Source organism: Pseudomonas grandcourensis (genome assembly GCF_039909015.1).
Classification (GTDB): Bacteria; Pseudomonadota; Gammaproteobacteria; order Pseudomonadales; family Pseudomonadaceae; genus Aquipseudomonas; species Aquipseudomonas grandcourensis.
Genome location: NZ_CP150919.1, coordinates 1924348 through 1949093 on the forward strand (window position 1 = coordinate 1924348; position 24746 = coordinate 1949093).

Here is a 24746-nt window from a genome sequence, read left to right on the forward strand (position 1 = left end):
TGGCAATAAAAAAAGGACCGGGCGTGCCCTTGGTAAAAGAGCACGCCCGGTCCTTTATTTCACGACAGAATGATGACTGTATGATGACGCTACCGGGGCGTCAGCATTAAATTGCCATCAGTTGTTTGTACAAACTCAGTGCTTGGCCACTGCCGTGTTGAGTTTCAGGTAGTCCAGCAGAATCCGCCCTGTTTCGCTGAGGTAGGCGTCGTCTTCCGGTTTGGTCTTGTCATCCTCGGCCGCAATGGCGTCCTCGTCTTCTTTCTTCAGCTCTTTGAGCGGTTCTTCGCCCTTGGCCTTGCGACGGATGTTTTCCATGGCCAGCTGTTTGGCTTCGATGTCGGCGTGCTGGGCACGACGGTCGACTTCATTGAGGCTGACGGTTTTCTCGGCCATCAGTTTCTGCGCCAGGGCCAGCTTGTCGCGGATGAACACGAACTCCGCATCTTTTGCCGTACGCACGTCATGCTCGGACTGGAGCTGCGAAATGTACGGTTTGAACGGGTCGACCGAAGGCTTGATCGCCGCCTTGATGGTGTCCCACGGCATGGCTTCCGGCAGGGCGCTCTCACCGATTTCCTTGGTGTCGATGATCGACGGGTAATCGATGTCCGGCAAGACGCCCTGATGCTGGGTGCTCTGCCCGGAAACCCGGTAGAACTTGGCCAGGGTCAGTTTCAGTTCGCCATGGTTGAGCGGCTGAATGGTCTGCACGGTGCCTTTGCCGAAGGTCTGGCCGCCGATGATCAGCGCGCGGTGGTAGTCCTGCATGGCGCCGGCAAAAATCTCCGAAGCCGAGGCCGACAGGCGGTTGACCAGCAATGCCATCGGGCCCTTGTAGAACGCGCCCGGGTTTTCATCTTCCAGGACATCGACCCGGCCATCGGCGTTACGCACGAGTACGGTCGGGCCCTTGTCGATGAACAGGCTGGTCAGCTCGGTGGCCTCCTGCAAGGAACCGCCGCCGTTGTTGCGCAGGTCGATGACCACGCCGTCGACTTTATCTTTCTGCAACTCGGTCAGCAGTTTCTTGACGTCGCGGGTGGTGCTCTTGTAGTCCGGATCGCCGGCACGGAAGGCCTTGAAGTCCAGATAGAACGCCGGGATCTCGATGACGCCGAGCTTGTAGTCCTTGCCGTCCTGCTTCAGGTTCAAGACCGATTTCTTCACGGCCTGGTCTTCGAGCTTCACCGCTTCGCGGGTGATCGGCACGATCTTGGTGGTCTGGTCGTTCGGCGCATTGCTGGCCGGGATGACTTCCAGGCGCACCACGGTGCCCTTCGGACCACGGATCAGCTTGACCACTTCGTCCAGGCGCCAGCCCACGACGTCGACCATTTCCTTGTTGCCCTGGGCAACGCCGATGATCTTGTCGGCCGGTGCGACCTGCTTGGTCTTGTCCGCCGGACCTGCTGGCACCAGGCGCACGACTTTCACCTGATCGTTATCGCTCTGCAACACGGCGCCGATACCCTCGAGGGACAGGCTCATGTTGATGTCGAAGTTCTCCGCGTTATCCGGCGACAGATAGTTGGTGTGCGGGTCGTAGGACATGGCGAAGGTATTGATGTACGCCTGGAAGATGTCTTCCGCGCGGGTCTGATCCAGGCGCGCCAACTGGTTCTTGTAGCGCTTGGTCAGGGTTTCCTGGATTTGCTTGGAATCCTTGCCGGCGATCTTCTGACGCAGGACTTCGTCCTTGACGCGTTTGCGCCACAGGTCGTCGAGTTCTGCGGTGGATTTGAGCCAAGGGGCGTCCTTGCGGTCGATCAGCAAGGATTCCTTGGTGGTGAAGTCGATCTTGTCGACGCCCTTGTTCAACTCGACAAGGGCGAAGTCCAGACGCGCTTTGACGCGGTCCAGGTAGCGCTTGTAGATGGTGAACCCGGCGTTCAGGTCGCCGCTCTTGAGGAAATCGTCGAACTGCGTCTTCCATTTGTCGAATTCGGCAATGTCGCTGGCCATGAAGTAGCTGCGCGACGGATCCAGCAGCTTGAGGTAGCTGTCATAGATGATCACCGAGCGTGCGTCATCGAGTGGCGGTTTGCTGTAGTGGTGGCGCTTGAGCAACTCCACGACGTTCAGGCTGGCGATCACTTCGTCACGATCGGGTTGAAGCTTGTCCCAGCTATTGGCTGCGAATGTATTGCTCGACATCGGCAGCAAGCCGATACCGATGAATAAGGCGAGGGCAGTGCTGGGGAACAGATGCTTCATGCTGATTCGACGCGGGGACAATTGATAACGCATATTAGGCCGTCTTTGAAGTCGCCGGTTCTTTGGGAGCCGGTCGCATAATGCAAAAAGCCCGACGCTATAGCTTCGGGCTCAGTCCAGACTCACTATGGAGGCACTGTGAAAGCATTGCAAGGCGTTGACGGTCAAGTGGTGTGGGTTGAAGAGCCGAGTCCTACGTGCGATGTAGGACAAGTTCGTATACGAGTGGCGGCAGCTGGCCTCAACCGTGCCGATTTATTGCAGAAAGCCGGCCTTTACCCGCCACCACCGGGGGCCAGTCAAGTGCTCGGTCTAGAGTGCTCGGGGGTCATCAGCGAGGTGGGCGCCGGGTCCTCCTGGCAGGTTGGCGATCGGGTTTGCGCCTTGCTGGCCGGGGGCGGGATGGCCGAAGAGGTAGTTGTCGACGGGCGGCATGTGCTGCCGGTTCCCGACGGAGTGTCACTGGTCGAGGCGGCGGCATTGCCTGAAGTCTATGCAACAGTCTGGTTGAATTTGTTTCAACTGGCTGCGCTCAAACCGGGTCAGAAAGTTCTTCTGCATGCCGGGGCAAGTGGAATCGGTTCAGCGGCCATTCAGCTGTGCAAGGCCTTCGGTAACCCCTGTTGGGTCAGTGTCGGCTCCGCCGAGCGATTGGCGTACTGCGAAGCGCTGGGCGCCCAGGGCGGCGTGGTGCGTAATGGCGATCTGGAGAGCTTGCGGGATCTGGGGCCGTTCGACGTGATTCTCGACCCGGTGGGCGGCAATTACTCGGCATTGAACCTCAAGCTGCTGGCCCAGGATGGCCGTTGGGTGTTGATCGGTCTGATGGGCGGCCGTGAGGCCAAGCTGGATCTGGCCCAGGTGCTGGCCAAGCGCGTGCAGTTGCTGGGTTCGACCCTGCGCAGCCGTGACGATCAATTCAAGGCGGATCTGTTCAGCGATTTGAGCCAGCACGTGTGGCCGCTGTTTGCCGAGGGCCGATTGAGTCCGCAACTGGCCAGGACATTCCCGATCAAGGATGCCGAGGCGGCGTTTGCCGAGTTGGCGAGCAATACCGTGGCGGGGAAGGTGGTGTTGGTGATTGATGAAAGCCTGAACTGACAACACGGAACCTGTAGGAGCGAGCCTGCTCGCGATGGCGGCTTAACATCCAACGCAAATGCTGAATGACACGCCGCTATCGCGAGCAGGCTCGCTCCTACAAGGGGGGCCTCGATTACTTCCAGATATGGATCGGCCAGCCAGCTTTTTCAGCCTGTTCGCGCAACACCGGATCCGGGTTGACCACGTGGGGGAAATCCACCTTCAGCAACAGCGGCAGGTCATTGCGTGAGTCGGAATAGAAACTCGCGCCTTCGAGGTTTTCCTCCTCTGCATCCAGCCACTCCAGCAAGCGGGTGATCTTGCCTTCGCGGTAGGTCAGGGTGCCGACGGTATGGCCGCTGTAAACGCCATGAGCCACTTCCAGTTCGATGCCGAGAATCTCGTCGATGCCCAGGCGCTCGGCGATGGGGCCGACCAGATGGGTGCCCGAGGCCGAAATCACCAGGATCCGGTCGCCGGCCTTGCGATGGGCAGCGATGGTTTTGGTGGCGTCGCTGAAAATGATTGGTTCGATGAAGTCTTCCACCCACGGGCCAACCAGATGCGCGACTTCTTCAGGCGTACGACCAATCAACGGTTCCAGGCTGAAGGCCATGTAGTCCTCCATGGCCAGATGGCCCCTGCCGTAGGCATCCATCAGTTCTTTGTCGCGACGCAGGAACGATTCGCCATCGACCCAGCCGAGGCGGACCATTTGCTCGCTCCACAGTGAGGCGCAGTCACCGTGGATCAGGGTTTCGTCCAGATCAAAAATTGCCAGGGCCATCAGTGCAGTTCTCTCTTCAGCGTCAGCAAAGTCATCAGGCTACCTCACACAGGGCCGCCGGATCGATGGAAAGCGCCAGGCGCTGACCATCGGGATGCAAGTCGGCCGCCGAGCGGTTCAGCACATCCACCACCAATTCCACGCCCCGGGCTTCGACCCGGTAGCGAATCACATTGCCCAGCAGGCTGTGGCTGCGTATCTGCGCGTCCAGTTCGCCATTGAGGCTCAGTTCGATGGCTTCCGGGCGAATGGCGATGCGCTTGCTGATCGGTCGCTGCAACAGCTTCGAAGCGCTGTCGGCATCCAGCAGGTTGTAGTTGCCGATGAAACCGGCGGCGAACACATCCACCGGTGCGGTGTAGAGGGTTTCGGCGTCGCCGCTTTGTACGATTTTTCCCTGATTCATCAGGAAAATCCGGTCAGACATGGTCAGGGCTTCTTCCTGATCGTGTGTGACGAAAATCGTGGTCAGGCCCAGTTCGCGCTGGATCTGACGAATCTGTTCACGCAGGTGCTTGCGAATCCGCGCGTCCAGGGCCGACAACGGTTCGTCGAGCAGCAACAGGCGTGGCCGGGTCACCAAAGAGCGGGCGAGGGCGACGCGCTGGCACTGCCCCCCAGAGAGCTGATGCGGGTAACGCCCGGCAAAGTCATTGAGCTCTACCAGTTTGAGCACTTCGGCGACGCGTTTGCGGCTGTCATCGGCATTGACCTTTTGCATGCGCAGGCCGAAGGCGACGTTTTGCTCCACAGTCATGTTTGGGAACAGTGCATAGCTCTGGAACACCATGCCGATCCCGCGTTTCTGCGGGCTCACCGGCACGATGTCCTGGCCATCGAGCAGGATCTTGCCGCCATCCACCGAAGTCAGGCCGGCGATGCAGCGCAGCAGGGTGGATTTGCCGCAACCGGACGGGCCGAGCAGGGTGACGAACTCACCTTTCTGGATTTCGCAATTGATGTCGCTGAACACCGTGGTGCCCGCGTAGTTTTTCTGAAGATGTTGGACGCTGACATAGCTCATTCGCTTTTGTCCCTGTTCAAAATATTGGCAATCCAGGTCAGAACCAGCACAAAGAAGAAGTAGGAGATCACCAGCGCACTGGTGAAATGACCACTGCTGTTGCGCATGTTGTTGAGGTAGACCTGCAGGGTTTCGTAGCGGGTACCGACCAGGATGTTGGCGAACACGAACTCACCGAACAGGAACGAGAACGACAGCAGCAACGCTACCATCAGGCCTTTGCGCAGGTTCGGCAGCACCACCAGGAAGGCGGCTTGAAAGGTGCTGGCGCCAAGCAACTGGGCGGCGTCCATCAGGTCGCGCAGGTTGATCGCCTGCAGGTTGTTGGTGATCGCCCGGTACATGAACGGCAGCGCCACGGTGAAGTAGCAACCGATCAGGATCCATGGCGTCCCGACCATGGCGAACGGTCCGGAGCCGTAGAGCTGCAACAGCCCCACCGACGACACCACCGGCGGCACGGCGAAGGGCAGCAGGATCAGGATGTTCATCAGCGCGTCGAGTTTCGGGAAATGGTAATGCACCACGAACAGCAGCGGCAGAATCAGCACCACCGAAAGAATCAACGAACCGACGCAGACCAGCAGCGATTGCCCGAACGCATGCAGGAAGCGCGGATCGCTCCACAGCTGGATGTACCACTTGAGGGTGAAACCGCTGGGCAGGATGGTCGCCGACCAACTGCTGGCGATCGAGTAGATCAGCGTGCCGGCCAGCGGCAACAACAGGATGGCAAACAGCAGGTACACCACGACGCGGTGGTAGGCACCGGCGGGCCCCAGTTCAGCGCGAGACATGGTAGCTCCTCTTCAACAGCAACTGATGCACGATGGTCACCAGGGTCATCAAGGCCACCAGCACTACGGCCAGGGCGCTGGCCAGGTTCGGGTCCAGGGAAATGTCACCGGACACCATCGCCGCGATACGGATCGGCAGCACGTTGAAGTTGCCGGTGGTCAGGGCGTACACCGTGGCGTAGGCGCCGAGGGCGTTGGCCAGCAGGATCACGAAGGTGCCCAGCAGTGCCGGCGTCAACACCGGCAAGCCGATGTGCCGCCAGTACTGCCAACCGTCGGCGCCGAGTAACTCAGCCGACTCACGCCAGTCTTCGCGCAGCGCATCGAAGGCCGGGTACAGCAGCAGCACGCCGAGGGGAATCTGGAAGTAGGTGTAGAGAATGATCAGCCCGGTTTTCGAGTACAGGTTGAAGTCCTGAATGATTCCGGCCTGCTTGAGCATGATGGTGAAGCTGCCGTTGAAGCCGAGCAAAATGATGAACGCGAAGGCCAGGGGCACACCGGCGAAGTTGCTGGTCATGTTGGCGAAGGCGTTGACGAAGTTGCGCAGTTTCGAATCGACCCGGCGCAGGGAGTAGGCGCCCAGTATCGCGATGACGATCCCGAACACGCTGGACCAGAAGCTGATCTCAAGGCTGTACTGGATGGCCTGCAGGTAAAACTTCGAGCTGAAGATTTTGCTGAAGTTGGCCAGGCCCCAGCCGAATTCTTCCGATTGCAGGCTGTTGATCATCACCCAGGTCAGCGGTGCGATCTCGAACACGATGAAGAACAGCGCGAACGGGACCAGGCATAAGGCTGCCAGCCATTTACTGCGGGTCATGGCATTCACTTCAACAGCTCCCGGCAGACCGGTTTGTCGTGGGGCACGCCGAGCAGTTGGCAGACGGTGCCGCAGATCTCGGTCTGTTTCGGCGCGGCACCGGCGTCGAGGCTGAACGCATCACCCAGAACGAACAGCGGCACTTCACGTTCTTCCGGCAGCAGGCCGTTGTGGGAGCGGTCGTTGTTCATGCCGTGGTCGGCGGTGACCAGCACCTGGTAACCGGCATCGAGCCAGCCTTGCAGGTAGTCGGCCAGGATGATGTCGGCCGAGCGGGCGCTGTTGCGGTACTGCGGGGTGTCGAGGCCATGCTTGTGCCCGGCGTCGTCGATGTTCATCGGGTGGATCAGCAAAAAGTTCGGCGTGTGGCGCAGGCGCAGGTTTTCGGCGTCGGCGAACAGGTGCGAGTCGGGGTAGTGATCGTTCCAGTAGAAATGCCCGTGCTGGATCGGCAGTTGCGGGTCATCGGTGTGACGGTCCCGGGCCGCCACGAAGGGCGAACGGTTGTACAGCTCGCTGACCCAGTGATAGGCCGCCGCCGCAGTCACGAGACCGGCGTCGGTGGCGTAGTGATAGATGCTGCGCTGGTTGGACAGGCGCGAGACGTTGTTGTGGACGATACCGCTGTCGATGGGCGTAACGCCGGTCAGGATGCATTCGTACAGCGGGCGGGACAGGGCTGGCAACTCGCACTCCAGTTTGTAGAGTGCGGCGCGTCCGGCGCCGACGTACGCCTGCAGGTGCCCCATGGCGTGGCGGGCAACCTCGTAGCTGAGGCCGTCGAGCACGACAAGGATGACGTTGTGCTTCATAGGGGCGATGACTCCGTGAAACAGATATTCGGAACTCACTCGATCCACTGTGGGAGCGAGCTTGCTCGCGATGAGGGACTACCAGTCAACATCCATGTTGAATGCCAGTTCGCTATCGCGAGCAAGCTCGCTCCCACAGGGATTCTCATTGGCCCATCAAAAAATGGTGGGCCACAGGGTTACTGCATATTGATGATGACTTCTTCCTGCCACTTCTGAGGAAGGGCCTTGGAGGTCTTTTCCCAGGCGTCCGCGTCCTTGATCGGCGTGACCTTCTTGTACTGCTCGTTAGGCAGCAGCTTGGCCTGCACCTCGGCTGGCAGGGTCAGGTGTTCGGCACGGATCGGACGGGCGTTGCCCTTGGCCAGGTTGATCTGGCCGGCGTCGCTGAAGATGTACTCGCGAGCCAGCTTGGCGGCATTCGGGTTTTTCGCGTACTTGTTGATGATGGTGGTGTAGCCGGAGATCACCGAGCCGTCGGACGGGATCAGCACCACGTAGTCATCCGGGTTGGCCATCTTGGCCTTGTAGCTCAGGCCGTTGAAGTCCCAGACCACGCCGACTTCGATCTCGCCCTTTTCCATCGTGGCGATGGTCGGGTTGGACATCGACAGGCGACCTTGCTTGGCGATGTCGGCGAACAGATCCAGGGCGGGTTTGAGGTTTTTCTCGTCGCCACCGTTGGCCAGTGCCGCTGCCAGTACGCCGTTGGCGGCCTGGGCTGCGGTGCTCACGTCACCGATGGAGACCTTGTATTTACCGCCCTTTAGGTCAGCCCACTTGGTTGGGGCTTCGGAGCCGTGCAGCAACTTCTTGTTGACGATGAAAGCGATGGTGCCGGTGTAGGCCAGCGCCCAGTTGCCGTCCTTGTCCTTGGCCCAGGCTGGAACCTGATCCCAGGTCGAAGGCTTGTATGGCTGGACCACGCCCTGCTTGACCGCGATCGGGCCGAACGCTGCACCGACGTCGCCGATGTCGGCACTGGCGTTGTCTTTTTCCGCGGCGAACTTGGCGATTTCCTGGGCTGAGCTCATGTCGGTGTCGATGTGCTTGAGGCCGTACTTGTCGCTCAGGTCTTTCCAGGTGCCGGCCCAGTTGGCCCAGTCATCGGGCATGCCGACACTGTTGACGGCGCCTTCCGCTTTTGCAGCGGCTTCCAGGGTTTTCAGATCATCGGCCGCCATGGCGGCGGTGCACATTGCGATGGTCGAGCCTAACAGTGATGCCAGGAAAAGCTTTTTCATTCCGAAGCTCCTTGGGTCGTGTTCAACGCTGCGATTGCGGTTTGTGTTGGTCTAGGTCAGCAATACCTGAGCCAATTTAAGGGGGCTGGATGACACTTTGATGTCGTTCGTCGCCCGAAATGACTTTTTGTTCAGCGGTATCGCGACTGGCCTGCTAAGCGTAGACCATGGTCAAGGCCCCGGAAGGCAAGGGACTTGGCCGGTGAATTGCAGGTTGTTGAGGCCAGAGAATGGCGACCGTTGGGCGGCTTTGTCACATCTCGGTCATCTGCGCTGCCTACGCTTGCAGACTATTGAATGAGCCGGTTTACGCTGTGGTTCTGCCCTGAAATGGTGCTGGTCTAGTCCAGAAAGGAAACGTCGATGCGTGAAGAGGCAACAAAAGCGGTAACAGCCATCGGCCAGGTGCTTCAGGAGCAGATCGACCACGGACTGTTGACCCCCGGCAGCAAATTGCCGGCCGAGCGCAAGCTCAGTGAATTGTTCGGCACCACGCGGATCACTTTGCGTGAAGCGTTGTTGCAGTTGGAGTCACAGGGGCAGATTTATCGCGAGGAGCGTCGCGGCTGGTTCGTCTCGCCGCCACGCCTGGCCTACAACCTCATGCAGCGCAGCCACTTTCACGCGATGGTCAGCGCCCAGGGGCGGGTGCCCTCCACCGAGGTGATTTCGGCGCGATTGCAACCGGCATCGGCGGCGGTGTGTGCCTGGCTGCAATTGCCGGCGCTGTCGAGCGTGATCCAGATCTGCCGCGCACGGCGGATCGACGGGCGACTGGTGCTGTATGTGGAGCACTATCTGAACCCGCAGTACTTTCCCGGGATCCTCGATTTCGATTTGAATCAGTCGATCACCGAGTTGTATGCGCGGCATTACGATTTGCACTACGGGCGGGTGCGCTTCGAGATTGTGCCCACGGCATTGTCAGTGGATGCGGCGGCGGCGTTGAAGGTGTCAACAGGCAGCCCGGGCTTGCAGATTGCCCGGGTCAACTATGACCAGCATGAGCGGTTGATCGATTGTGATCTGGAGTTTTGGCGGCATGATGCGATTCATGTGGGGGTTGATGTTGTATAAGTTTGGCTTTGATGATCGCAGATTAATAAAGTTGATCCAGAGTTGAGTGTGCTGACTAAATATACTGAAATTATAAGTTTGTTGTTTGTCTTGTGTGTTCTGTCTTGCTTTATGTAAGGTTGTCTTGGGTCGCTATTGTGTTGCGATCTTGATAGGGTTTTTATATAGGGATATTAGTATGTTTAATAATAGGGTTGATGAGTTGGATTTATCGTTTCGTGCAACCATGAGTATTTTTGGGAGACCTGTTTCAGTTCTTTCTCCCGGAAGAGTCGGCACTCAAGTGGCTCAGGTTAAGCCGACAACGTTTCATTTTTACTGTTTCGCTAATCAGTATATTGTCTCTGTTGGGGATATAGCAGGGAAACAATATGTTGTTTTGGACGATGACGGATACCTTGGTATTGGAAAGCGCGCAGAGCATTTCGGTATTTTCGATCTCGAAAACAGTTCTCCGTTGAGTAGAAATCATCCTCAAGGTGAGGTGGATATTTACTTGTACTCATCCAAGACTGAACGGGTTATGCAGTTTGAGGGGGATAATGCTTTTGATGATCAGGAAACACTTTACAATTTCTTGATTGCGGGGCGGAAAGTCAGGAGGGAAAATTTAAGTGGTGAAGTTAGTTATATGGTGCCAGATGGGCGAGGCGCGTGGATGCGATATCCAGCCAATAAGCCCTTCACGCCTAAACCAGTACCCATCGTATTGAATATCCAATAATCGTAAAAAGCTTGTGAGGCTTTTTGCCGAGGTCTGTTCCACTGAACTAAAGAATATTTAAGCGAAAGCAGCTCGGGGTTCCTCCCCGAGTTGCACCTTGTTCGTTATTCCTTTTCCTGCCCACTGCCCTCCGTTACTACCTGAATACTCATCCGCGGCATCGCCAGATCCATCCCGGCTTCATCCATGTGCCGCTTGAGTGACAGGTTGAACGCTCGCGACACCTCCCACTGTTTGATCGGCGCAGTCTTGAAGCGGGCGCGCAGGATCGCGTTGCCCGACTCGAAACTTTCCACCCCCTGGAACTCCAGCGGCGACCAGATGTTGCGTCGCTGCAATGGATCGGTGCGCATTTTCTGGCCGACCTCGCGCATCAGTTTGATGGCGTTGTCGATGTCCATGTTGGCCGGCACCGCTACCCGGAAGATCGCGTAGCCGAATTCCCGGGAGTAGTTCTTGATGCTTTTGATTTCACTGAACGGAATGGTGTGGACGATGCCGTCGATGTCCCGCAGGCGCACGGTGCGGATGGTCAGGCCTTCGACTGTGCCGAGGTGGCCGCCGACATCCACGTAGTCGTCGATGGCCAGGGAGTCTTCGATGATGATGAACAACCCGGTAATCAGGTCGGCTACCAGTGACTGCGCACCAAAACCGATGGCCAGGCCGATCACGCCGGCACCGGCCAGCAGTGGCGTGACGTTCATGCCCATGTTCGCCAGGGCAACGATCAGCGCGACGATGAAAATGGCCACGAACAGCACGTTGCGGATCAGCGGCATCATCGTTTGTGCGCGGGCATTGGCCAGGCCTTTGCGCGAGCGGGTGAGTGCGTGATGCACGGCGGTGTCGCTCAGAATCCAGATCAGCCAGGCAAACAGCAGCGTGCCGGCGAGGCTGAACAATTTGACGCTGACTTCATGGCCATCGCCTTCGGTAAAGCGGATCAACGACATGCCCCAGACCCGCAGGCCGAGCTCGATAAACCCCAGCCACACCAGCAGGTGGGCGATGGTGTAGAAGAAATTTCTCAGCCGTTCCGAATACACGGCGTAGCGCCGGATACCGCGTTGGGGTTTGAGGCCGTGGCGGCGTACCAGGCCGTTGATGACCATGCACAGCACCAGCAACACGGTACAGATCAGCGACTGGCGCAGGGCGGTGCTGGTGTCGCCGGCGGAAATGAACGTCGCGAACAGCGAGATGGCCACCAGCACCAGCGCCGGTACGTACCAGAAGGTGCCGAGAATCGACAGGGTATCGTTGAGCGCGCGACGGGTCAGGCGCCGGGACAGCGGCTGGTTGCGGATCAGGTGGGCGATCGGCCGGCGGAAGCGCAGGATAAAGCGCCCCGTGGAGAGCGCGGCCAGGACATTGGCAACCGTCGCGGCGGTATGGGCCAGATGGCTGCCGAGGCTGTTGACCAGTTGCGGATCGCTCAGGGCTTCGCCAAACGCGGCGAAGCTGCCGATCAGCCACAGCGGCCGAAACGCCTGGTGCCGCAGGATGTACAAGGCACGGTGGCGGTGTGGGCCGTCGAGCAGGGAAAAGGCAATCACGCAGATGGCCGAGAAGCAGGTGCCGACCACCAGCGCATAGGCCAGCACCATCGCCAGGCTCTTGCCCAGGGACGAGGGCAGGGCGTAGCTCATGTAGACCGTGATCACCAGGGCGATCAGCCATGGCCCGAGTTTGCGCAGCGCAAAACGCAGCATGTCCAGGGCCCGGGGGTGCTGCGGCAGTTCTTCGGTCAGGCCGAAACGCATCCGCACGCGGTGGCTGATCCAGATCAGGGCGGCGGCCAGCAGGCTCCAGACCATCAGGATCATGGCAAAGGCGAACAGCATGGGCAGCCATTCATTGGCCGGCAGCGCCAGCGCCACCAGTTCTTCCCTGGCCTGCTCGAACTCACTGGACCAGCGCATGAGCGGACTGTCGTCGCCGGAAAACTTTTTCTCGAAATTGGCCAGAGTTCCGCCGATCAGGCCCAGCACGCCTTCTTCGGTAATCGGCTGGGCCTGTTTGGTGGTGTCACGGAGCTTTTTCAGGTCGGCCAGCAGCTTGGTGCGTTGCTGGTCGTTTTCCAGTGACTTGATCACTTCGTCCAGGGACTGCCCCAGCGGTATCTGTGCTTCGGGCTGCGCCTTGGCCTGGTTGAGCAGGCCAGGCAGGCCGGCCGCCTGGGCAGGCGCCACTGACAGCAGCGTCATCAGGCAGACAAGGAAAAAACAAGGGAGGGCAAAAAGACGAGCGAACACTAGGCGGTCAACCTCGCAGGGAGCGGATCGACCGAGTGTACGAGCCCGTCAAAATCAATGCGAGCCAAGGGCGATGAATTATTCGTTGAGTTTGGCGAGGATCTTGATCACCACGGTCGCGAGAATGGTCAGCATGCCGATCCACATGGCAAACACACCAGCATTTTTATCGCGAAAGTTGAAGCCGACGGCCAGCAGGAGCATCCCGGCAAGAATCGGAATCAGCATGGCGTGGAAGGTAGACATCGAAATCATGGAGACAGCCTTGTCAAAGGGATACTTGAAGTCTAGGCCGCTTTTGATGCGGCCGGTGTGATGTGTGTAGGAGCTGCCGAAGGCTGCGATCTTTTGATCTTCGGCGAACAATCATGGCGTCAAAATCAGAATCAAAAGATCGCAGCCTGCGGCAGCTCCTACCGGCGTTACGGCAACTCGCGGCAGGCGTAGAACGCGCTCAGCACCTTGACCAGATGCGCCAGGTCATGGCTGCCGCACAGTTCGCGGATCGAGTGCATGGCGAACGTCGGCAGGCCGATGTCCACGGTGCGCACGCCCAGGTGGCTGGCGGTGATCGGGCCGATCGTCGAACCACAGCCCATGTCGCTGCGCACCACGAAGCTTTGCACCGGCACTTCTTCAGCCATGCACAGGTGACGGAAGAACCCGGCGGTTTCGCTGTTTGTGGCGTAGCGCTGGTTGCTGTTGACCTTGATCACCGGGCCAGCGTTGAGTTTCGGGCCGTGGTTGGCGTCGTGCTTGTCGGCGTAGTTCGGATGCACGCCGTGGGCGTTGTCAGCCGAAACCAGCAGGGATTTCTGAATGGTGCGTACGAATTCATCACCTTCAGGCAGCAGGCGACGCAAGGTTTGCTCAAGCATCGGGCCGTCGGCACCGCAGGCCGAGCAGGAACCGACTTCTTCGTGGTCGTTGCAGACCAGCACGCAGGTTTCGTCGGTGTCGGCCGTCAGCAGCGCTTGCAGGCCGGCGTAGCACGACAGCAGGTTGTCCAGGCGCGCGCCGGCGATGAAGTCGCCATGCAGGCCAATGACCGCCGCGCTTTGGGTGTCGTAGAAACTCAACTCGTAATCGAGCACCACGTCGGCATTCAGGCCGTGTTCGCGGGCGAGCTGGTCGGTGAGCACCGCGCGGAAGTCAACGCGCTCGTCACCGGCAAATTGCGCGAGGATCGGCGGCAGTTCGGTCTGGGCATTGATTGCCCAACCCATGTTGGCTTCCCGGTTGAGGTGAATCGCCAGGTTCGGAATGATCGCGACCGGGGCCTTGAAGTCGATCAACTGGCTTTCGACCTTGCCATCACGGCGGAAGGTTACGCGGCCCGCCAGGGACAGGTCACGGTCGAACCACGGCGCCAGCAGCGCGCCGCCATAGACTTCGACGCCCAGTTGCCAGAAGCCCTGGCGTTGCAGTTCCGGTTGCGGCTTGACGCGCAGGCACGGGCTGTCGGTGTGGGCGCCGACGAGGCGAATGCCGCCGTGCAGCGGTGAGTGACGGCCCATCTTGATCGCGACAATCGAAGAGTCGTTGCGGGTGACGTAATAGCGACCGTTGGCTTCGGTATTCCACGGCTCACGCTCGTCGAGGCGTTGATAGCCCGCCGCTTCCAGACGCTGGACAAGGCTGGCGGTGGCATGGAACGGGGTAGGGGAGGCCTTGAGGAAATCGATCAGGCCTTGGTTCAACTCTTCGCGCATAAAGTAGCTCCAGACAGCAGTGGCGCCAGTTTAACGTATTAGCCATGGAATTGGCGGTGGGCTGATGTTGGGAGGGGCGCCGAAGTTGAATGTGAAGGCGAACCCTGTGGGAGCGAGCCTGCTCGCGAAGACGGAGTGTCAATCGACATTTGCATTGTCTGATACACCGCTTTCGCGAGCAGGCTCGCTCCCACACTGACTGCAGTTGTAGCTTCAGAACGGTGCCGGACACTCGAAGCGCAGGCGCTCGCCACTTTGCGGGTGGGTGAAGCTGAGCATGCTCGCGTGCAGGCACAATCGCGGCCAGGCCGCCAGCGCTTGTTCATGGGCATAGAGCCCGTCACCCAGCAGCGGATGGCCAATCGAGAGCATGTGCACGCGCAACTGGTGGGAACGGCCGGTGATCGGTGTCAGTTCGACGCGGCACCAGTTGCCGCAACGTTCGAGCACCTTCCAGAAGGTCAGCGCATGTTTGCCGAATTCATGGTCGACCACGTGGCGCGGCTTGGTCGGCGGGTCGTAGCGCAAGGGCAGGTCGATGCTGCCGCTGTCCAGTTCCGGCTGACCCCAGCACAGGGCGGTGTAGGCCTTTTCCGTTTCGCGGTCGTGAAATTGCCGGGACAGCTCGCGATGGGTATCCGGGTCGCGGGCCAGCAGGATGATGCCGGACGTCTCCCAGTCCAGTCGGTGGACGATTCGCGCTTCCGGGTAGCCGTTTTCCTGCAGGCGGGTAATCAGGCAGTCCTTGTTGTCATCGGCCCGGCCAGGGACAGAGAGCAACAGGGTCGGTTTGTTCACCACCAGTACGGCGGCATCCTGATGGATGATGTGGATGTTGGACAACGGCATTAAAACAGCCTCGTAACAAACGCCAACGGCGGCTCAGGTCCCTTCCGGTTGCAGAAGGGACCTGAGCCGCCGTGGCTCCTGGCGGATCGACTCAGCGATCAGGCAGGGTGATATTGAGTTCCAGAATCGAGCAACTGCCCTGGCTTTCCAGTGCGACATGCACGTCATCGGACCCGATATTGACGTACTTGCGGATCACCTCGACCAGTTCCTTCTGCAAGGCCGGCAGGTAGTCCGGGGTACTGCGTTGGCCGCGTTCGTGCGCCACGATGATCTGTAGACGCTCTTTCGCTACCGACGCGGTGCTTTGCTTTTTGTTGGCACGAAAGAAGTCAAAAAGGTTCATTGCTTAGTTGCCTCCAAACAGGCGCTCGAAGAATCCCTTCTTCTGTACATCAAGGAAACGATGCTCCACGGTTTTGCCCAGCAGGCGGTCAACGGTATCGCTGTAGGCCTGGCCGGCATCGCTCTGGTCGTCGAGGATCACCGGAACGCCCTGGTTGGATGCCTTGAGCACCGCCTGGGATTCAGGGATCACGCCGAGCAGGGTCACCGATAGGATTTCCTTGACGTCTTCGACGCCAAGCATTTCGCCTTTTTCGACACGCTCCGGGTGGTAGCGGGTGATCAGCAGGTGTTCCTTGATCGGGTCTTCACCGCGTTCGGCGCGACGGGACTTGCTGGCCAGCAGGCCGAGCATGCGGTCGGAGTCACGTACCGAAGAGACTTCCGGGTTGGTCACGACGATCGCTTCGTCAGCGAAGTACATGGCCAGGTGGGCGCCTTTCTCGATGCCTGCCGGGGAGTCGCAGACCACGAACTCAAAGTCTTCCTTGAGTTGCATCAGGACTTTTTCCACGCCTTCGACGGTCAGCGCGTCTTTGTCGCGGGTCTGGCTGGCGGCCAGCACGTAGAGGTTTTCCAGGCGCTTGTCTTTGATCAGGGCCTGTTGCAGGTTGGCTTCGCCGTTGACCACGTTGACGAAGTCATACACCACGCGGCGCTCGCAACCCATGATCAAGTCGAGGTTACGCAAGCCCACGTCGAAGTCGACGATCACTGTTTTGTGGCCGCGCAGAGCGAGGCCGGTACCGATAGCGGCGCTGGTGGTGGTCTTACCCACACCACCCTTGCCGGATGTAACCACGAGAATCTTGGCCAAGGTGTTTCACCCCTAAGGAAAAAGGACTTTTCAGTCCCTGAAAAACATCTCCTGAAAAACTACTGCAGTCGGACAGCCTTGGCTGGAATCCGGTTTTGAGCGGCGTTTACCCCCGGTAAACACTGCTTTCGGCCTTTTTCCTACTTCGTTTGAGCCGTTTTCGCTACGTTTTAGAGATGCTTGGAAAATGCGGCAGTATCCGTTAAAGCCGAATGATGTTCAACACGTCGCCGGACAGGCTGACCTGCACACCCGAACCCCATAGAGGGTCGCGGCGCAGATCTTCGGAAACCTTGTAATGCCCGGCGATGGAAATCAGTTCAGCACTCATTTGCTGACAGAAAATCCGCGCCTTGGTGTCGCCCTTGACGCCGGCCAACACGCGACCACGCATCGGGCCGTATACATGGATGTTGCCATCGGCGAGAAGTTCCGCCCCCGGGCTGACCGAGGAGATCACCACCAGATCGCAGCCCTGGGCATAAATCTGCTGACCGCCGCGTACCGGCGAGGTGATGATTTTCGTCGGCTTGATGGTCGGCTCGGGCGGTTTTTCCGGTTTTTTCTTCGGTTCGCCTTCGGTGAGGTCCAGTGGACGCTCCCGGGCACCGGACGGTGGCAACACCGGCAGGTCGACCGCGATGGCGGCGGCGATGTCTTCGATACGGCTGGCACGGATCGCCAGGGTACGCAGGCCATGCTGGCGGCAGACGCGCATCAGCCCTGGCAGATCGACCGCGCCTTCGTTGGCCGGGAGTTTGTCCAGGGCCAGTACCAGCGGCGCGTTGCTGAAGAAGTTGGGCGCCTGGGCGACCTTGGCGGCCAGTTGCCGATCAAGGCTTTCGAGGTCGTTACGGGCCAGTTCCAGCACCGTAATGGCCAGCATGCTGCCCTTCAACTGGAACACGGGATCTTGGTCTAGCGGTTCGGTTTGGCTCATGGTCGGCATACAACGACTTGTCACTAAAAGTGCCGAGACTTATAACGAGAACGCCCGCGGGCCGCAAGCCGGGTCGAACGATGTAGAATGCGCGGCCATTGTCATTCCGGAAGCATTAATGGACCGCCCGCGTTTTCGAAAAGCATTTCTATCTCCACGTTTCTGGCCGTTGTGGTGTGGCTTGGGGCTGTTGTGGCTGATCGTCCAGCTGCCGTATCCGGCACTGCTGTGGATCGGTCGTGTCCTGGGCGCTTTGATGTATCGGGTAGCCGGCGACAGACGGCGCATTGCCAAGCGCAATCTGGAACTGTGTTTTCCGGAAAAAACCGCCGCCGAACGCAAGCGCCTGCTCAAGGAAAACTTCGCCTCCACCGGCATCGCTTTCTTTGAAATGGCGATGAGCTGGTGGTGGTCGCGCAAGCGCCTGGCGAGTCTCGCTCATATCGAAGGGCTGGAGCATTTGCAGAAGGCCCAGCGTGAGGGCAAGGGCGTGATCCTGATGGCCCTGCACTTCACGACGCTGGAAATCGGCGCGGCGTTGCTCGGTCAGCAGCACACCATCGACGGCATGTACCGCGAGCACAAGAATCCGCTGTTCGACTACATCCAGCGCCAGGGCCGCGAGCGGCACAACCTCGATTCGCTGGCGGTGGAGCGCGAAGACGTGCGCGGCATGCTCAAATTGCTGCGCTCGGGTCGGGCGATCTGGTACGCACCGGATCAGGACTACGGCGCCAAGCAAAGCATTTTCGTGCCGCTGTTCGGCATTCAGGCCGCGACCGTCACCGCAACCAGCAAGTTTGCGCGCCTGGGCAAGGCGCTGGTGGTGCCGTTCACCCAGGAGCGTCTGGCGGACGGCAGCGGTTATCGCCTGGTGATCCATGCGCCGCTCGAAGGCTTCCCCGGCGAAACCGAAGAAGAGGACTGCCTGCGCATCAATCAATGGATCGAAAGCGTTCTGCGCGAGCATCCCGAGCAATACCTGTGGGCCCACCGCCGCTTCAAGAGCCGTCCACCGGGCGAGCCCAAGCTGTACGCCAAGCGCGGTTGAGTAACCGTTTTTCCAAGCACCATGGAGTGTTGCGATGAGTCCAGTTGAACCGGTTACAGGGTTGATTCTTTCCGGTGGCGGGGCTCGGGCGGCCTATCAGGTCGGGGTGCTGGCGGCGATTGCCGAATTGCTGCCGCCGGGGGCTCGCAATCCGTTTCCAGTGATTGTCGGCACCTCGGCGGGCGCGATCAATGCCGTCAGCCTCGCCAGCGGGGCGATGGATTTTCGTAACGCCATCGAACGTCTGACGGCCTTCTGGCAGGGCTTTCGCAGTCATCTGGTGTTGCGCAGCGACTGGCCCGGGGTGATCCGCCAGGCCAGCCGCTTTGTCAGCCACAGTTTGCTCGGCATCGGAAGGCACATGCCGGTGGCGCTGCTCAACAGCTCGCCGCTGCGGGATCTGCTCAACGACAAGCTGCATATGGGCGGCATCGCCGAAGCGATCGCACAGCAACAATTGCATGCGGTGGCGGTCACCGCGTTCGGTTATGAGTCCGGCCAGGCAGTCACCTTCTATCAGGGCGGCGGCAAGATCGATGCCTGGTTGCGCCATCGACGCATCGGCGTTCCCACCCAACTGTCGGTTGAACATCTACTCGCCAGTTCGGCGATTCCGCTGCTGTTCGCCCCGGTGAAAATCGGCGAAGAGTATTTCGGTGATGGCGCGGTGCGTCAGTCGGCGCCGATCAGTCCGGCGCTGCATCTGGGCGCCAGTCGGGTGCTGGTGGTGGGCGTCAGCGGCAACCCGCGCGGGGTTGACCCGCAACAACCCTTGCCGCGCAGCTACACCGGTCAGCAGCCGACCCTGGCGCAGATCGGCGGGCACATGCTCAACAGTACATTCATTGACAGCCTGGAAAGCGACATCGAACTGTTACAGCGTCTGAACCAGTTCAGTCACCTGATGCCCGACGGTACACCCATCCGCGCATTGGGCGTGGCGCCGGTTGACGTATTGGTGATTTCACCGAGCCAGCCGATCGATGAGATTGCCGCGCGCCATCGCCAGGAATTGCCGGCGGCGTTGCGCCTGTTTTTGCGCGGGCCGGGTGCGACCAAGACCAGCGGGGCGGGGGTTTTGAGTTACCTGCTGTTCGAGGCGGGGTATTGCAGCGAATTGATCGAACTGGGGCGACGGGATGCGTTGGCCAAGCGCGGGGAGTTGTGCCGCTTTCTGGGGTTGGAAGAGCCTGTGCTTTCGGTTTGAGACTTGTGGTGAGGCTTTCGCGAGCAGGCTCGCTCCCACAGGGATTTTCGTTCCACTGTAGGAGCGAGCCTGCTCGCGAAGCTTCTTAAATCAGAAGTGAACCTTGACCAGGAAGCTGGTCACGCTCTGATCGGTCTTGAAGCCCTGGCTGTCTTCGATACCGTACTTGTTTTTCCAGTAGTCGTACTCGACACCCACGTACAACTGCTTGGCACCCAGGTTCAACGCCTTGCCCAAGTCGTATTTGACCTGCGGATTGAAGTGCAGGTTGGCGTGGTATTCGCCTTTTTTGTTCACGTCGTTGTCGACGACCCAATCCATGAAGCCGTCGATCAGCACGTCCGAGCCGCCCACCGGGATGGTGTAGGACCAGACCGGCGTGACCTGCCAGATGTTATCGCCCGGGCGGTCGCCTTCGGTGTGGCGGTTGTAGAAGTTCAGCTGGAAGTAATCGAAGCCCGGGATGGCCAGGTCGAAACCAGGGCCGATCAGGTAGGACTCGGTATCGTCTTCACCGAACTCGTAGGTCATGGCCAGCAGGACGTCCTTGATCGGGCCGAACTCGAACTTCTGGTCGAAGATCTTGTTGAACGACAGGCGCGGGCTGAGCTCACCGTAGTGGCTGTTCTTGCCCGCGAAGGCGTCTTCCTTGCCGTTGTAGAAGATCTTGTCGATGAAGAAGAAGTTGTCGCCGTATTTCCAACCGTCGGCGTGTTCAAAGGTCACCGTTTGCTGGATGCGCGGGTTGACCTGGAAGTCCTTGCCATAGAGGTAGCTCAGGCTGTTGTTCTGCCATTGCAGCAAGTCGCCGGCCATGGCCTGACCCCCCGCCAGCAATGATCCCGCCAGCATCAGGCTAGTGCACGTACGTTTCATTCGGTTGCTCCCAAAAAGTAGGTGGTTCCACGTTGTTATTTTAAAGTCGGCGCTCTGGTGTGGCGCCTGTTTCCGTAGCGGTAAAAAATCATCCATTCGGTCAGCTTTAATGCTGTTAGCAAGAGCTGAGCCAAGGCTTTCAAAAAGCAAAAAAACTCCCGTTCGGCGGCTCAAGAGCGGTCGATTGAGAGGGGTTTTGGAGTGCCTTGGTGCCTGCCGAAGCCGGGATAAGTTGGCTTCCTGGTCAGGTTTTACATCCGGGCTTTTTTTTAAACCGGATTCGGGCGGCCGCGGAGAATACTGACTCCTCGGCCAGGTCTCAAGTGCTCCGCAACGGCGCACCGACGACAGGTTTGGGGCGCGGTTGCGGGGCAGCATCAGAAGTGCACCTTTACCAGCAGGCTGGTGGTGTTTTCATTGGTGTCGAAGTTGGAGCTGTTTTCGATACCGTACTTGTCTTTCCAATAGCTGTATTCGACGCCGACGTACACCTGTTTCTCCCGCCAGCCCATGGCCTTGCCCATGTCGTACTTGATCTGCGGGTTGAAGTGCAGGTTGGCGTGATAAGTGCCGCGGGCGTTCTGGTCGTTGTCCACGACCCAGTCCATGTAGCCGTCGATCAACAGGTTCGAGTTGCCCAGTGGAAGGGTGTAGGACCAGGCGGGCGTGATCTGCCAGACGTCATCGCCAGGGCGCGAGCCTTCGGTCTGGCGATAGTAGAAATTCAGGGTGAAAAAGTTGAAGCCCGGTACCGCGAGGTCGAAACCGGGGCCGATCAGGTAGGCCTCGGTGTCGTCTTCGCCGTTCTCGTAGGTCATGGCCAGCAGCACGTCCTTGATCGGGCCGAATTCGAAACGGCGGTCGAGGATCTTGCCGAAGGAGAGGCGCGGGCTGAGCTCGCCGTAGTAGGCGTGAGCGCCTTTGTTGCGGTCTTGTTCGCCGTTGTACCAGGTGCTGTCGACGAACAGGAAGTTGTCGCCGTACTTCCAGCGGTCGGCGTGCTCGAAGGTTATCGTCTGCTGGATCGACGGGTTGACCACGAAATCCTTGCCGTACAGGTAGCTCAGGCTGTTGGTCTGCCACAGCAGCAAATCGCCGGCCATGGCCTGACTCGCGGCCAGCAGGCCAGCACCCAACAGCAGGTTGGTTTGTGTCCGAATCATCTGTTGCTCCCTCTTGTTTTTATTTTTGAGGCGCAGGTTGTGGCCAGGGGGCTGGCCACAGGCAGGCCCCCTTGGTTATCCGTCAGATCAATGTGTGTGAGCGTGGCAGTCGTTGATGGCCGCGCGCTCGGCGCCACCCAGGATGTTGAACAACAGGTTCAGCGTTAGCGCGCTGAGGGTGGCCATGGCGATGCCACTGTGGGTGATCGGGCTCATCCACACGGGCAGGTGGGCGAAAAACTCCGGGCGTACGACCGGGATCAGGCCCATGCCGATGCTCACCGCCACCAGCAACTGGTTGCGACGGTCACCGATGTCGGCTTCCTGGAGAATCTTGATCCCCGTGGCGGCGACCATGCCGAACATCGCAATCGCTGCGCCACCCAGTACTGCCGGAGGAATCGACGCCACCAAAAACGCGGCTTTGGGCAGCAGGCTCAAGACGATCAGCAACCCGCCGGCAACGATGGTCACCGAGCGGCAGCGCACGCCGGTCATCTGCACCAGGCCGATGTTCTGGGCGAAGGAAGAGTGGGTGAAGGTGTTGAAGAAACCGGCGAAAAACGAGGCGCCGGCATCGCACAGCAAACCGCGACGCAGCATCCGTGGGCAGACTTCCTGGCCGGTGATCTTGCCCAGCGCAAGAAACATCCCGGTGGACTCGACGAAAATGATCACCACCACCAGGCACATCGACAGGATCGGCGCGAGCTCGAATTTCGGCATGCCGAAGTGCAGCGGAGTGACGAATTGCAGCCATGGCGCCTGAGCCATGCCACTGAGGTCGACCATGCCGAGCAGGCCGCAGAGCACATAGCCCAGGCACATGCCGATCAGTACGGAAATGTTGACCCAGAAGCCGCGCATGAAACGGTGCACCAGCAAGATGGTGCCCAGTACCAGTGCGGCGATGGTCAGGTAGATCGGTGAACCGAATTGAGTGGCGCTCGCACCGCCGCCGGCCCAGTTCACGGCCACGGGGAACAGCGACAAACCGATTGAGGTGATGACCGTACCGGTCACCAGGGGCGGGAAGAAACGTACGACCTTGGACATGAACGGGGCGATGATCATGCCGAAGAACCCGGCGGCGATGGTCGCGCCGAAGATCCCTTGCAGGCCGATACCGGGCATGCCGGCCATGGCGACCATGCTGCCGACGGCGGCGAAACTGGCGCCCATCATCACCGGCATGCGAATGCCCATGGGACCGATGCCGAGGGACTGGACGATGGTGGCAATACCCGCCACCAGCAGGTCGGCGTTGATCAGGAAGGCGATTTCTTCACGACTCAGGCCAGCGGCCTGTCCGATGATCAGCGGTACCGCGATGGCACCACCGTACATCAGCAGAACATGTTGCAAACCGACCAGGATCAGTTGCAAGAGGGGCAAACGCTGAATGGCGGGTGCGTCGGGGATGCGCGCTTCGGATAGCTCGGACATGCAACACCTCGGATCTTTTTATTCTTGTGATTTACAGCTGCAGTGCCGCTGGCAGCTGTATTCGAATCTGGTGGGCCGCTTTGCGGCCATTCGCGGGCAAGCCCGCTCCCACACAGGCCATGCAAAACCTGTGGGAGCGAGCCTGCTCGCGAAGCTTTTAACGATTAATTGGTCTGGGCTCCCTGCACAATCCAGGCACCGATCAGGTCACGTTCCTGCTGGGTCATCTGCGTGATGTTGCCCAGTGGCATGATCTGGCTGGTGACGGCTTGCGCCTGAATCCGCGGTGCGTTCTGGCGGATCTGCTCGGGAGTGTCGAACATCACACCGGCAGGGGCCGCACTGAACAGCGGACTGGTCGGCTTGGCCGAGTGGCAAACCGCGCAACGTTCTTGAATCACGCTGTGCACTTTGTCAAAGCCAGGGCCGGCGTTGGACGCTTGCGCCGGTGCGGCGGCTGGCGCCTCTGCAGGTTTGGCTTCAGCCGGTTTCAAACCACCGCCCACTGCTGTTTCCGGCAGCGGCTGGTATTCGATCTTCGCTGGGGCCTTGGCCACTTCCGGGCTGTTCAGCGGCGCAGGGCCGGTGACGTAAGCCAGGCTGATCATGCCGACGGCTGCCACGGGCAGGGTCCAGGCAAACTTGTGGCTGTCGTGACGGGTGTTGAAGTAGTGACGCACCAACACTGCCAGTACCGCGATCCCGGCCAGGATCAACCAGTTGTACTGGCTGCCGTAGGTGCTCGGGAAGTGGTTGCTGATCATGATGAACAGCACCGGCAAGGTGAAGTAGTTGTTGTGACGCGAACGCAGCAGGCCTTTGGCCGGCAATGCCGGGTCCGGCGTGCGGTTTTCGGCGATCGCCGCAACCAGTGCGCGTTGCGCCGGCATGATGATGCGGAACACGTTGCCGACCATGATGGTGCCGATGATCGCGCCGACGTGCAGGTACGCACCCCGACCGCTGAACACTTTGCTGAAGCCGTAGGCCGCGGCGATGATCAGGACGAATAGGATGCCGCCGAGCAGGGCAGGGCGTTTGCCCAGGGCCGAGTCGCACAGGAAGGAGTAGACGAACCAGCCGATGAACAGCGAGCCGATACCGATGGCCACGCCTTCAGGACCGCTAAGGGAACTGCCCGGAGCCAGCAGGTAGAGCGTCGGGTTGGAGTAGAACACCACGCACAGCAGCGCGATACCCGACATCCAGGTGAAGTAGGCTTCCCATTTGAACCAGTGCAGGTTGTCCGGCATGGTTGGTGGAGCCAGCTTGTATTTTTCCAGGTGGTAGATGCCGCCACCGTGGATTGCCCACAAATCGCCAGCCAGACCGCTTTTCGGGTTGACCCGATTGAGGTTGTTTTCCAGCCATACGAAATAGAACGACGCACCGATCCAGGCCACGCCAGTAATCATGTGAACCCAGCGCACGCTCAGGTTCAGCCATTCCAACAGATGTGCTTCCACAGTCTTTACCTCTCGCCTGTCACTCTGT

Annotated in this window: 23 protein-coding genes; 5 read left to right on the forward strand and 18 right to left on the reverse strand. The window is 59.6% G+C overall.

Translation table 11 applies throughout. The features are described 5' to 3' along the window. Window positions 1–135 precede the first annotated feature (135 nt). The gene (locus AABM52_RS08575; protein WP_347912598.1) at window positions 136–2217 is read right to left on the reverse strand and encodes a carboxy terminal-processing peptidase; all 2082 of its coding nucleotides are present in this window, start codon (window positions 2215–2217) and stop codon (window positions 136–138) included. A gap of 138 nt (window positions 2218–2355) precedes the next feature. Between AABM52_RS08575 and AABM52_RS08580 the strand changes: the two genes are divergently transcribed. Beyond that, a complete protein-coding gene (locus AABM52_RS08580) occupies window positions 2356–3318 on the forward strand; it encodes a zinc-binding dehydrogenase (protein ID WP_347911318.1) in 963 nt (320 codons plus the stop codon). A gap of 115 nt (window positions 3319–3433) precedes the next feature. On the opposite strand, the gene AABM52_RS08585 is transcribed toward AABM52_RS08580, so the two are convergent. The 6 genes from AABM52_RS08585 to AABM52_RS08610 form a co-directional block, all read right to left on the reverse strand. Continuing rightward, window positions 3434–4087: an HAD family hydrolase gene (locus tag AABM52_RS08585; protein ID WP_347911319.1), complete on the reverse strand. Its 654-nt coding sequence runs from the start codon at window positions 4085–4087 to the stop codon at window positions 3434–3436. Window positions 4088–4121: 34 nt separating this feature from the next. After that, on the reverse strand, window positions 4122–5111 hold the full coding sequence (locus AABM52_RS08590) for an ABC transporter ATP-binding protein (RefSeq protein WP_347911320.1): 990 nt from the start codon (window positions 5109–5111) through the stop codon (window positions 4122–4124). Next, entirely contained in the window at window positions 5108–5908 is an 801-nt protein-coding gene (locus AABM52_RS08595) for an ABC transporter permease (protein WP_347911321.1), read from the reverse strand. The genes AABM52_RS08590 and AABM52_RS08595 overlap by 4 nt, the downstream gene beginning before the upstream one ends. Beyond that, a complete protein-coding gene (locus AABM52_RS08600) occupies window positions 5895–6731 on the reverse strand; it encodes an ABC transporter permease subunit (RefSeq protein ID WP_347911322.1) in 837 nt (278 codons plus the stop codon). Before AABM52_RS08600 ends, AABM52_RS08595 begins: the two co-directional genes overlap by 14 nt. 5 nt (window positions 6732–6736) lie before the next feature. Then, window positions 6737–7543, reverse strand: coding sequence for an alkaline phosphatase family protein (locus AABM52_RS08605; RefSeq protein WP_347911323.1), 807 nt, complete (start codon window positions 7541–7543; stop codon window positions 6737–6739). 179 nt (window positions 7544–7722) lie between these two features. Next, window positions 7723–8787: an ABC transporter substrate-binding protein gene (locus AABM52_RS08610; RefSeq protein ID WP_347911325.1), complete on the reverse strand. Its 1065-nt coding sequence runs from the start codon at window positions 8785–8787 to the stop codon at window positions 7723–7725. Between the two features lie 363 nt (window positions 8788–9150). On the opposite strand from AABM52_RS08610, the gene AABM52_RS08615 reads away from it, so the two are divergent. After that, a complete protein-coding gene (locus AABM52_RS08615; protein ID WP_347911327.1) occupies window positions 9151–9864 on the forward strand; it encodes a UTRA domain-containing protein in 714 nt (237 codons plus the stop codon). A gap of 178 nt (window positions 9865–10042) precedes the next feature. Beyond that, window positions 10043–10588, forward strand: coding sequence for a hypothetical protein (locus tag AABM52_RS08620; RefSeq protein ID WP_347911328.1), 546 nt, complete (start codon window positions 10043–10045; stop codon window positions 10586–10588). Between the two features lie 104 nt (window positions 10589–10692). Here the strand turns inward: AABM52_RS08620 and AABM52_RS08625 are convergent, their stop codons facing one another. From AABM52_RS08625 to minC, 7 genes are all read right to left on the reverse strand, one after another. After that, window positions 10693–12798, reverse strand: coding sequence for a mechanosensitive ion channel family protein (locus AABM52_RS08625; RefSeq protein WP_347911330.1), 2106 nt, complete (start codon window positions 12796–12798; stop codon window positions 10693–10695). 126 nt (window positions 12799–12924) lie between these two features. After that, on the reverse strand, window positions 12925–13212 hold the full coding sequence (locus AABM52_RS08630) for a hypothetical protein (protein ID WP_347912717.1): 288 nt from the start codon (window positions 13210–13212) through the stop codon (window positions 12925–12927). A 56-nt stretch (window positions 13213–13268) separates the two neighbouring features. Continuing rightward, window positions 13269–14558 carry a M18 family aminopeptidase gene (locus tag AABM52_RS08635; protein ID WP_007974949.1) on the reverse strand — a complete coding sequence of 430 codons (1290 nt, stop codon included), beginning with the start codon at window positions 14556–14558 and terminating at the stop codon, window positions 13269–13271. 213 nt (window positions 14559–14771) lie between these two features. Then, entirely contained in the window at window positions 14772–15407 is a 636-nt protein-coding gene (locus tag AABM52_RS08640; RefSeq protein WP_347911331.1) for an RluA family pseudouridine synthase, read from the reverse strand. A gap of 91 nt (window positions 15408–15498) precedes the next feature. Next, complete coding sequence (gene minE / locus AABM52_RS08645; RefSeq protein WP_007974947.1) at window positions 15499–15753, reverse strand: cell division topological specificity factor MinE; 255 nt, start codon at window positions 15751–15753, stop codon at window positions 15499–15501. Between the two features lie 3 nt (window positions 15754–15756). Then, complete coding sequence (minD, locus tag AABM52_RS08650) at window positions 15757–16569, reverse strand: septum site-determining protein MinD (RefSeq protein WP_218436028.1); 813 nt, start codon at window positions 16567–16569, stop codon at window positions 15757–15759. Window positions 16570–16771: 202 nt separating this feature from the next. Continuing rightward, window positions 16772–17509 (reverse strand): septum site-determining protein MinC, encoded by a 738-nt coding sequence (gene minC, locus AABM52_RS08655; RefSeq protein WP_046037759.1) that lies wholly within the window; start codon window positions 17507–17509, stop codon window positions 16772–16774. A gap of 118 nt (window positions 17510–17627) precedes the next feature. Here minC and AABM52_RS08660 point away from each other — a divergent pair, with 118 nt between their 5' ends. Next, complete coding sequence (locus tag AABM52_RS08660; RefSeq protein WP_347911332.1) at window positions 17628–18560, forward strand: lipid A biosynthesis lauroyl acyltransferase; 933 nt, start codon at window positions 17628–17630, stop codon at window positions 18558–18560. Between the two features lie 34 nt (window positions 18561–18594). Then, entirely contained in the window at window positions 18595–19767 is a 1173-nt protein-coding gene (locus AABM52_RS08665) for a patatin-like phospholipase family protein (protein WP_347911333.1), read from the forward strand. A 90-nt stretch (window positions 19768–19857) separates the two neighbouring features. Here the strand turns inward: AABM52_RS08665 and AABM52_RS08670 are convergent, their stop codons facing one another. The 4 genes from AABM52_RS08670 to AABM52_RS08685 form a co-directional block, all read right to left on the reverse strand. Further along, window positions 19858–20643 carry an outer membrane protein OmpK gene (locus AABM52_RS08670; protein ID WP_046037576.1) on the reverse strand — a complete coding sequence of 262 codons (786 nt, stop codon included), beginning with the start codon at window positions 20641–20643 and terminating at the stop codon, window positions 19858–19860. A 377-nt stretch (window positions 20644–21020) separates the two neighbouring features. After that, window positions 21021–21806, reverse strand: a complete 786-nt coding sequence (locus tag AABM52_RS08675; RefSeq protein WP_347911334.1) for a hypothetical protein — start codon at window positions 21804–21806, stop codon at window positions 21021–21023. Between the two features lie 87 nt (window positions 21807–21893). Continuing rightward, window positions 21894–23252, reverse strand: a complete 1359-nt coding sequence (locus AABM52_RS08680; RefSeq protein WP_057715762.1) for a nucleobase:cation symporter-2 family protein — start codon at window positions 23250–23252, stop codon at window positions 21894–21896. A gap of 164 nt (window positions 23253–23416) precedes the next feature. After that, window positions 23417–24718: a urate hydroxylase PuuD gene (locus AABM52_RS08685; RefSeq protein ID WP_347911336.1), complete on the reverse strand. Its 1302-nt coding sequence runs from the start codon at window positions 24716–24718 to the stop codon at window positions 23417–23419. Between the last annotated feature and the right edge of the window lie 28 nt (window positions 24719–24746).

Bases quoted from the DNA above. Each gene is read 5' to 3' on its own strand.
- AABM52_RS08585 (WP_347911319.1), bottom strand. From the start codon at position 4,087: ATGGCCCTGGCAATTTTTGATCTGGACGAAACCCTGATCCACGGTGAC.
- minC (WP_046037759.1), bottom strand. From the start codon at position 17,509: ATGAGCCAAACCGAACCGCTAGACCAAGATCCCGTGTTCCAGTTGAAG.
- minE (WP_007974947.1), bottom strand. From the start codon at position 15,753: ATGAACCTTTTTGACTTCTTTCGTGCCAACAAAAAGCAAAGCACCGCG.
- AABM52_RS08575 (WP_347912598.1), bottom strand. From the start codon at position 2,217: ATGAAGCATCTGTTCCCCAGCACTGCCCTCGCCTTATTCATCGGTATC.
- AABM52_RS08640 (WP_347911331.1), bottom strand. From the start codon at position 15,407: ATGCCGTTGTCCAACATCCACATCATCCATCAGGATGCCGCCGTACTG.
- AABM52_RS08610 (WP_347911325.1), bottom strand. From the start codon at position 8,787: ATGAAAAAGCTTTTCCTGGCATCACTGTTAGGCTCGACCATCGCAATG.
- AABM52_RS08620 (WP_347911328.1), top strand. From the start codon at position 10,043: ATGTTTAATAATAGGGTTGATGAGTTGGATTTATCGTTTCGTGCAACC.
- AABM52_RS08670 (WP_046037576.1), bottom strand. From the start codon at position 20,643: ATGAAACGTACGTGCACTAGCCTGATGCTGGCGGGATCATTGCTGGCG.
- AABM52_RS08600 (WP_347911322.1), bottom strand. From the start codon at position 6,731: ATGACCCGCAGTAAATGGCTGGCAGCCTTATGCCTGGTCCCGTTCGCG.
- AABM52_RS08635 (WP_007974949.1), bottom strand. From the start codon at position 14,558: ATGCGCGAAGAGTTGAACCAAGGCCTGATCGATTTCCTCAAGGCCTCC.
- AABM52_RS08595 (WP_347911321.1), bottom strand. From the start codon at position 5,908: ATGTCTCGCGCTGAACTGGGGCCCGCCGGTGCCTACCACCGCGTCGTG.
- AABM52_RS08680 (WP_057715762.1), bottom strand. From the start codon at position 23,252: ATGTCCGAGCTATCCGAAGCGCGCATCCCCGACGCACCCGCCATTCAG.
- AABM52_RS08665 (WP_347911333.1), top strand. From the start codon at position 18,595: ATGAGTCCAGTTGAACCGGTTACAGGGTTGATTCTTTCCGGTGGCGGG.
- AABM52_RS08605 (WP_347911323.1), bottom strand. From the start codon at position 7,543: ATGAAGCACAACGTCATCCTTGTCGTGCTCGACGGCCTCAGCTACGAG.
- AABM52_RS08590 (WP_347911320.1), bottom strand. From the start codon at position 5,111: ATGAGCTATGTCAGCGTCCAACATCTTCAGAAAAACTACGCGGGCACC.
- AABM52_RS08625 (WP_347911330.1), bottom strand. From the start codon at position 12,798: ATGACGCTGCTGTCAGTGGCGCCTGCCCAGGCGGCCGGCCTGCCTGGC.
- AABM52_RS08675 (WP_347911334.1), bottom strand. From the start codon at position 21,806: ATGATTCGGACACAAACCAACCTGCTGTTGGGTGCTGGCCTGCTGGCC.
- AABM52_RS08660 (WP_347911332.1), top strand. From the start codon at position 17,628: ATGGACCGCCCGCGTTTTCGAAAAGCATTTCTATCTCCACGTTTCTGG.
- AABM52_RS08615 (WP_347911327.1), top strand. From the start codon at position 9,151: ATGCGTGAAGAGGCAACAAAAGCGGTAACAGCCATCGGCCAGGTGCTT.